This window comes from Actinokineospora enzanensis DSM 44649, from assembly GCF_000374445.1.
GTDB classification, from domain to species: domain Bacteria; phylum Actinomycetota; class Actinomycetes; order Mycobacteriales; family Pseudonocardiaceae; genus Actinokineospora; species Actinokineospora enzanensis.
Genome location: NZ_KB894456.1, coordinates 19716 through 27151 on the forward strand (window position 1 = coordinate 19716; position 7436 = coordinate 27151).

Annotated in this window: 10 protein-coding genes; 3 read left to right on the forward strand and 7 right to left on the reverse strand. The window is 72.1% G+C overall.

The genetic code is table 11. The features are described from left to right. Positions 1 to 172: 172 nt before the first annotated feature. Complete coding sequence (locus tag C503_RS0135340) at positions 173 to 523, reverse strand: hypothetical protein (RefSeq protein WP_018686944.1); 351 nt, start codon at positions 521 to 523, stop codon at positions 173 to 175. Positions 524 to 536: 13 nt separating this feature from the next. Continuing rightward, on the reverse strand, positions 537 to 911 hold the full coding sequence (locus tag C503_RS48310; protein WP_018686945.1) for a hypothetical protein: 375 nt from the start codon (positions 909 to 911) through the stop codon (positions 537 to 539). 217 nt (positions 912 to 1128) lie between these two features. On the opposite strand from C503_RS48310, the gene C503_RS0135350 reads away from it, so the two are divergent. The 3 genes from C503_RS0135350 to C503_RS0135360 all read left to right on the forward strand — a co-directional run bounded on the left by C503_RS0135350 (position 1129) and on the right by C503_RS0135360 (position 3887). Then, positions 1129 to 2499 carry a helix-turn-helix transcriptional regulator gene (locus C503_RS0135350; RefSeq protein WP_063710874.1) on the forward strand — a complete coding sequence of 457 codons (1371 nt, stop codon included), beginning with the start codon at positions 1129 to 1131 and terminating at the stop codon, positions 2497 to 2499. 39 nt (positions 2500 to 2538) lie between these two features. Then, on the forward strand, positions 2539 to 3429 hold the full coding sequence (locus tag C503_RS0135355) for a phosphotransferase family protein (protein WP_018686947.1): 891 nt from the start codon (positions 2539 to 2541) through the stop codon (positions 3427 to 3429). A 203-nt stretch (positions 3430 to 3632) separates the two neighbouring features. Continuing rightward, positions 3633 to 3887, forward strand: a complete 255-nt coding sequence (locus C503_RS0135360; RefSeq protein WP_018686948.1) for a hypothetical protein — start codon at positions 3633 to 3635, stop codon at positions 3885 to 3887. Between the two features lie 185 nt (positions 3888 to 4072). Here C503_RS0135360 and C503_RS0135365 read toward each other — a convergent pair whose 3' ends face one another. From C503_RS0135365 to C503_RS48315, 5 genes are all read right to left on the reverse strand, one after another. After that, positions 4073 to 5089: a copper resistance D family protein gene (locus C503_RS0135365; protein ID WP_018686949.1), complete on the reverse strand. Its 1017-nt coding sequence runs from the start codon at positions 5087 to 5089 to the stop codon at positions 4073 to 4075. Beyond that, on the reverse strand, positions 5086 to 5658 hold the full coding sequence (locus C503_RS0135370) for a copper resistance CopC family protein (RefSeq protein WP_018686950.1): 573 nt from the start codon (positions 5656 to 5658) through the stop codon (positions 5086 to 5088). Before C503_RS0135370 ends, C503_RS0135365 begins: the two co-directional genes overlap by 4 nt. 3 nt (positions 5659 to 5661) lie before the next feature. Then, complete coding sequence (locus C503_RS0135375) at positions 5662 to 6456, reverse strand: YcnI family copper-binding membrane protein (protein WP_018686951.1); 795 nt, start codon at positions 6454 to 6456, stop codon at positions 5662 to 5664. A gap of 70 nt (positions 6457 to 6526) precedes the next feature. Beyond that, a complete protein-coding gene (locus C503_RS0135380) occupies positions 6527 to 7057 on the reverse strand; it encodes a hypothetical protein (protein WP_018686952.1) in 531 nt (176 codons plus the stop codon). A gap of 279 nt (positions 7058 to 7336) precedes the next feature. Next, positions 7337 to 7436 (reverse strand): DUF6474 family protein (locus tag C503_RS48315; RefSeq protein ID WP_245572668.1); only part of this gene is annotated, 100 nt, incomplete at its 5' end.

Sequence of the window (7436 nt, forward strand, 5' to 3'; positions counted from 1 at the left end):
GGACCGGTGCCGGTTCGGGGACTGGCGACAAGCTCGTCAGCACCGGCCCGCGGTGTCCTTGGGCCGCCTGGCGGGGAGTTTTCCCAGGCAGGCGGCGGTAAATCGAGCGAGGTACGTCGACGACCCGGGCTCCGCGAACGTCCGGGGGAACGGCGGAACCCGGGCCGCCTGCTCAGCGGGCGCCCGCGGCCAACCTGCGCGACCGCCTGCCACCCGACTCGGGGCGGCGGCGCGCGGTGTGCTGCGGCGCCAGGCCACCGGCGACGAGGTGTTCGTAGGCGGCGCGCCAGACCGAGCACGGCGCCTTCTGCTGCCGCCAGCGGCCGGAGCACACCGGGCAGTTGCCCCGCTCGTCCGGCTCGTGCGCGGCCAGCATGGCGCGCCAGCCCTCGGTCAACCGCGGCAGCTCAGACCGGGCGACGGACAGCAGCGACGGGGCGTCGGCCCGGTTCGCCAGTTCGGTGAGCATGTCCAGTCGTTCCCACACGGCACTGCGCAGGACCTGGCCGAGTATCTCGTCCACCTCAACGTCACCGTTACCTTTCCGCCTGCTCGGCGGCTTCGCGTAGGGCGGTGCGCAGCTGGCCGAGTTGGCCTGCCGTGAGCACCGCGGTCTCTCCGGGGGGGCCGACCAGGACCACCCGGTCCTTCTCCACGAGCACGGTCAGGCACCGGTCGCGGTTGATCACATCGCCGCAGGCGATGCGCCATACGCGCCGCTCGCCGACGGTGCCATGCAGGCCACCGAGTTCACTGGCCGGGTCCGAATGGAAGGCGGGGTGTGCTTCACCGCGGACGGCGTGCGGGACGCCGTCCGGGCGCGGGAGGCCGCGCGAGTCGACCCGGCGAGGGTGCGCGACCGGTCGGGCCGCTGTCGCCACCGGGCTGGGAGCCGACCGAACCAGTTCCACGTTCTCGGTTTCCCTCCGTGCTCGTACGCTTACCACGAACTACATTGATGCGTGAGGAACGAGATTGGAGCGTCACAGCGCCGATCGGCGGTGGTTTCACGGTGAGCGGTCAGTGGAGTTCGGTCGGACCGATCAGGTTCACCGATCAACCCTTCTCGCTGCTCGTGAAGTGCGCTTACGCTGCGTTTGACGCCCGGCGGACGGTAGAGGGGGCGGAATGAACTCCATCGGATCGGGGGGTTCTCCCATTTCTTCGGACACCTGGGAGGAACCCGAGATGCGGGCCGCGCTCGCCGCGCGGGAGGTCAGCTCCGTGTATCGGCTGCTCTGCCGCACTGGCGTGTCGCAGCGCCAGATCGCGGCGATGACCGGCCAGTCGCAGTCCGAGGTGTCGGAGATCCTCAAGGGTCGTCAGGTGATGGCTTACGACGTGCTCGCCAGGATCGCCGATGGGCTGGGTGTCCCTAGGGGATACATGGGTCTCGCCTATGACGAGGTCACCGCTGTTCGGGTGGCGGTGACGCGTGAGGCGTCGCAGCCTGAGGAGAGCGAAGAGGTGAAGCGTCGGGAGTTCCTGGCACACGCGGCCGCCGTCACGGTGGGCGCGAACGTGCTGGGCAGCAACTCCGGGTCGTGGGTCGCCAACCCTGTCCAGACACCCGCGCCCGGTCGCATCGGCATGACGGACGTCCGTCAGGTCGAGGCAGCGACGAGAGCACTGCGGTCGCTGGACTACCAGTACGGCGGCGGTTTCTGCCGGGACGCCGTGGTCGCGCAGCTGTCGTGGGGACAACAGATGCTCGGCGCGTCCGGACCTGAGCACGTCAAGCAACGCCTGCACGTCGCCCTGGCCGATCTGCACAACCTGGCCGGGTGGACCTCGTTCGACATCGGCCTTACCGACTCCGCCCGCAACCACTTCGGCAAGGCGCTGGAGCTGGCCAAGGCGGGCAAGAGCGAGCCGCTGGTGGCCAACATCCTGTACCGGATGGGCCGGGTCTACCTGCACAAGGAGTCCCCGGACGACGCGCTGAAGATGTTCCAGCTAGGCCAGATCGCCGCCCAGGAGTCGGGCTCCGAGCTGGCCGTTGCGGTGATCTGCGCCAACCAGGCGTGGGCCTACGCGCTGATGGGGCACAAGGAACAGACCATGAAGCTCATCAACCGCACCCGCGACGAGTTCTCTCGGGCGGACGTGTCCAAGGCCGAGGACTGGGTGAAGTTCTTCAACGAGACCGACGTCTACGCGATGATCGGCACCGTGCACACGGTGCTGGCGCAGACCTCGGACCCGTCGCACACCAAGTTCGCCATCCCGGCGCTGACCAAGGCGATCGAGGCCTACGGCGACGACTACCTGCGCAGCAAGGCGTTCAACCTCAGCGCGCTGGCCACCAACCACATGTTGGAGGGCGACGTGGACCACGGCGCCCGGGTCGGCCGGGCCGCGGTGGAGCTGGCCGAGACGCTGAAGTCGACGCGGGTGAAGGACCGGCTCAAGCCCCTGCTGGCCGAGGCGAGCAAGCGGCGCAACAACGCCGACGCGCGCGACCTGGCCGAGCAGATAACCAACCTGAGCGTGGCCTGACCGGGACTCCCGGCGGCCATCACCGGCGAACGGGTACCGATGGCCACGGAGGGGTTGTTCACCAGGGAGAACCTGCGCGTCGCGCTGGCCGCGGTGTGCGGGCGGATCGGGGTGGACCACGAGGGTGCGCGGCTGCTGCGGTTCACCAACAACGCGGTGTTCCGGATGGCGCGCGACCCGGTGGTGGTCCGCATCGTGGGGTCGGTGTCGCTGCGCCACCGGGTGCGCAAGGTGGTCCGGGTGGCGCGGTGGTTCGCCGACAACGACATCCCGGCGGTGCGGTTGACCGCGGGCGTGCGGCAGCCGGTCTTCGTCGGCGACTACGCGGCGACGGTGTGGGACGCGGTCCCGGACTGCGACACCGAGCCGCGGGCCGCCGACCTGGCCCGACTGCTGCGCGCCATCCACGCGCTGCCGCCGCCGGGGCTGCCGGTCTGGGACCCGCTGGACGACGTGCGGCGGCGACTCAGCGAGGCGGAGGGTCTGGACGGCGAGGAGCTGGCGTTCCTGCGCGCGAAGTGCGACGAGGTGGCGCACCTGCTCGGCGACCTGGAGTTCCCGCTGCCCCGGGCGTTGGTGCACGGCGACGCGCACCTGGGCAACCTGATCCCGGCGTCCGGCGGTCCGGTGCTCTGCGACTTCGACTCCAGCTGCCTCGGCCCGCCGGAGTGGGACCTGACGCCGCTCGCCGTGGGGGTGAGCCGGTTCGGCGAGCCGACCGCGCGGTACCGGGAGCTGGCCGACGGCTACGGCTTCGACGTCACCCGATGGGCTGGCTTCGGGGTACTCCGGGAGGTCCGTGAGCTGAAGCTCACCACCAGCGTGCTGCCGATCATGAACAGCAGTCCCGAGGTGCGGCCTGAGCTGCTGCGACGGCTGCGCGACTTCCGCATGGGCGATACCTCGGCGCGGTGGTCGCGTTACCGCTAGCGGTCGGGATTCCACCGGATGGCGGTATCGCGGCGGGTAACAGGATGCGCATTGTGAACGACGCCAGGGGCAACGGACGACCCGCTCGACCATCGGTGCCACCCCTGGTCCGGCCGTGGTCCGAGCAACCCTCCGGGACGAGGTGACCTGTGCGCGTTCTCCGCCGATCCGCGCTCCTGCTGAGCGGACGTGCCCGCCGTGCCATGGCTTCGGCTGAGGTGCTGGACCGGGCCGTGGACGGGCAGCTCGCCCAGGTGGCCCGGTTGCCGGAGGACGCCCGCCGCCACTCGGCCGACCACCTCGCCGAGCTGGTGCTGCTGGCGCGCGACTACCGGCGGTACGCGCTCGGCTGGATCTCCCGGCGGGAGCTGGACCGGCGGGGCCGGGCGGCGACCGCGCGGCTGGCCGATCTGCGGGCCACCCGGCTCGCCACCGCGCACCTCACCGAACAGGACTGACCACTCGGCGTTGGCCCGTTCGGGGTATCGACGCCGGGTGATTCGGTTGTCCTGACGTCCCATGGGTACGACGAACGGCCGAGCGGTGCGATGAAGGGCAGTTGTCGCCGACTACCTGTGGATAACTCCGCCGATTTGTCCACAGCCTGTGGATAACTCGGGTTCACCGTCGGTGATCGGTGCGGTCAGGCAAGCGGGGCTCGGGTGAGCACGACCGCGAAACCGAAGGCCAATCCCATCACCGCCAGCTCCACCGCCGCCCAGCCGACCAGCGCGGTCGTCCGGTGCTCGGTGATGGCGGGCAGCAGCCGCCAGCGGATCCGGGCACCCAGCCCGGCCAGCGCGAGCAGGCAGCCGATCTTGAGCAGGAACAGCACCCCGTAGCCGGTGGCCAGGCCCGCCCAGAGCGTGCGTGTCGGGTTGAAGGCGAGCTCGGCCAGGCCGTTGACCAGGCCGGTGAGCGTGACCAGGCCCAGGCAGACGGTGGCCAGCTTGGAGAACCGGGGGAGCGCGTGCGCCAGCAGCGTGCGGTTGGCCGCGAGCAGCACGACCACCGCGCCCAGCCCGCCGGTCCAGGCCGCCGCGCCGAGCACGTGCAGCTCCATGGAGATCATCGTCAGGTCGTGCCAGCGCCAGTTCGTGGCGTGCCCGGTGACCGGCAGCGGCAGCAGTGCGAACAGCGCCACCGCGGCGCGCAGCTCGGCGGGCACCGACTCGCCGACGCGTACCGCCCACAGCGACAGCGCGAAGCTGATCAGCGCGAACACCGCCACGAACAGCAGCGCCTTGCCCGCGCCCACGGTGCCGATGTACTCGCGCACCGCGGTAAACGACACCTCCCGGCCCGGATGCAGCTCCGCGGTCTGCAGCACCAGGGCGACCAGCGCGGTCGTCGCCCACACCAGGGCGCCCGCCATGGCCACCCGCCGGGCGCCCGCCAGTACCGGTTCGGCGATCTTCGGCCGGTCGAAGCCGACCAGCAGCGGCAGCAGGCACAGCCCGACGGTGACCACGGCGGCCAGGTCGAGCAGCACCCGTACGACGGGTAGCCCGACCCGGACCACCACCCCCGGCTCGGGTAGCCCCGGGATCGGCTCGGTCGCGGTGATCGCGAGGCCGACGAGCACGCCGACGATCGCGGAGGCGACCAGCGCGACGACCGGGACCGGCCGAGCGGTGGTGGTGGTCCGGGTCCGGTTCACGACTCGGTGCCGCCGACCCGCATGGCCAGGAAGATCCCGGCGCCGAGCAGGACGACCGCGCCCGCGATCCACACCCACACCGGCACGCCGCCGTCGTCACCCGGGGCGGACGAGCCCGCGGCCGGGTTCTGCGCGGTGGCGTCGGCGGGTGCCGGAGTGCCGGTGCCCGCCGTGGTCAGGGTGAACGCCAGCTCGCCGGACACCGGGTGCCCGTCGGCGGACAGGATCCGGTAACCGATCTTGTACGCGCCCGCCGGGCCGAGCGGGCGCACCGGCACGGACACGATGTTGCCCGCCACCGCCGCCTTCCCGTTCTGCCACTGGCCCTGGCCGTCCGGGCCGACCACCACGATCGAGTTGAGGCCGTCGCCCGCCTGTACCGGCTGGTCGAAGGTCAGCTGGATCGCGGCAGGCCCAGTGGCCAGTGCCGCCTTGTCGGCCGGGTCGCTGGAGATCAGCTGGTTGTGCGCGAAGGCCGGGCCTGCCAGCCCGATCAACGCGCCAACCGCCAGCACCAGCGCGGCCGCGGCGCGCGGTAGCACCCGCCTGTGCGCCCGACGGTCCCGCATCGGTTACTCGCCCGCCTTCGACGCGGCGATGGCCCGGCGGGCCCGCAGCGTGGCGCCCGCGCCCAGACCCAGGCCGAGCGCGCCGACGACCAGGCCCGCACCGCCCAGCCAGCGGGCAGTGTTGTCCGAGCCTGCGGCCGCGGGTGCGGCGGTCGTGCCGCCGCCCTCGGCGCCCGCGTGCGTGTCGGTGCCCGTCGTGCCGCCCGCGGCACCCGGTGCGGTGACCGCGGCGTGCTCGTCGTCGCCGTCCTTGCTCAGCTTGATCACCGGTGCCGGGTGCTCCGGCTCGTCGGCGCCCGCGGCAGGCGGCGGCGCGTCCCAGGCCACGACCTTGCCGCTGTCGTAGGTCTGGATCGCGGGCATGACCAGCTGGTCGGCCTGCGGGAGCGGGCCGCCGGAGACGGCGAACTCGGCGAACTCGCCCGGGTTGATCCGGGTGCCCGCGGCGGCGGTCCAGGTGACGGTGCTGACGGCCTCGGTGACCTGGGCGCCGTGCACCGTGATCGGGGTGGCCAGCTTGGTCTTGGTGATCGCCGCGGTCCAGCCGGGCATCGACGTGGTGCGCAGCGAGGAGACCGGGGTGTCCTGCGGGAAGCGCACCTCCAACTTGACTGTGCCCGCGGTGTTGTCCTCGTTGGGCACCCGGAAGGTGATCTTGGTGTAGCCGCCCTGGGCGGCGCTCTCGCCGATGACCTTGGCGGTCACGTGCGCGGACGCGACGCCCGAGCCCAGCAGCACGGCGGTGCCCGCCGCGGTGAGCAGGACGGCCGCGCGCGCGGCGAAACGGTGTGCGGACATGAAGGGGTTCTCCTGAAGAACGCGAAGGGACGGACCCGTGTCGCCGGGTCCGTGTGGGGTGTTGGGGGTTTCAGGAGAAGACCGGCGGACCGCGGCGCGCGCACACCTCGCGTAACACGACCGCCAGCAGATGCCCGGGGGTGACGTCCACCGGCCGGGCCGCCGGGCGGTGCGGGATGGGGCGCGGGGGCGGGACGAGTGCCCTGATCAGGCCGGTGACCGCGGCCGCGGTCGTGGTCAGCGCGGTGCCCGCGTGGGTCAGCAGCAGTGCGCTGAGCACGGTCGCCACGACGTGCGTGGCCACCATCAGCCGCGCGTCTACCGGCGGTGCCGAGTGCCCCGCGTGGATGGCCTCGTGCGGGCCCAGCACATAGGTGAGCAGCACGTGCAGGCCGAGCTGGCTGATACCGAGCACGGCCATTGTGGTCAGCGGGCCACTCACGCGCCCGGCGCGGCTGTCGGCCAGCGCGGTGCCCGCCCAGCCGACCAGGCCGGTGAGCGCCAGCGTGACCGCCGTGTCCGGCACGCCACCACCGGCCATACCGTGCGCCGACACCGCGAGTGCCGCGGTGACCGCGCCCAGCAGGACACCGCGCAGCACGCGCGGAGCGCGAGGCGGTGTCACTCGACCGGGGGGCACAACCCAACAGGGTATGCGGCGCTGTCCAGCCCCTTCGAGCATGGGCGCCGGGAAGAACCTGATCAGACGCGAGCGCCTAGGCGCTGTCCGGTAAGTCTGGTGCGCGGGATTCGTGATCCGCGTGGTCTCTGGGCGTGCGGGCGGGAAGCCGCACGTACCGGGTTGTACTTGGGCTTTCCGCCCGTGCGGCCGGAGGCCGCGCGGGCGCGGATAGCGTGTGCCGGACTTGCCGGACAGCGCCTAGACCCCCAACGCGGTGAGCAACCGTTCCTCGACGCGGTCCAGCTCGGTCGCGACCGCCCGGTGCGCGGCTCGTCTGCGCGGCGTCGGCATCCGCTCG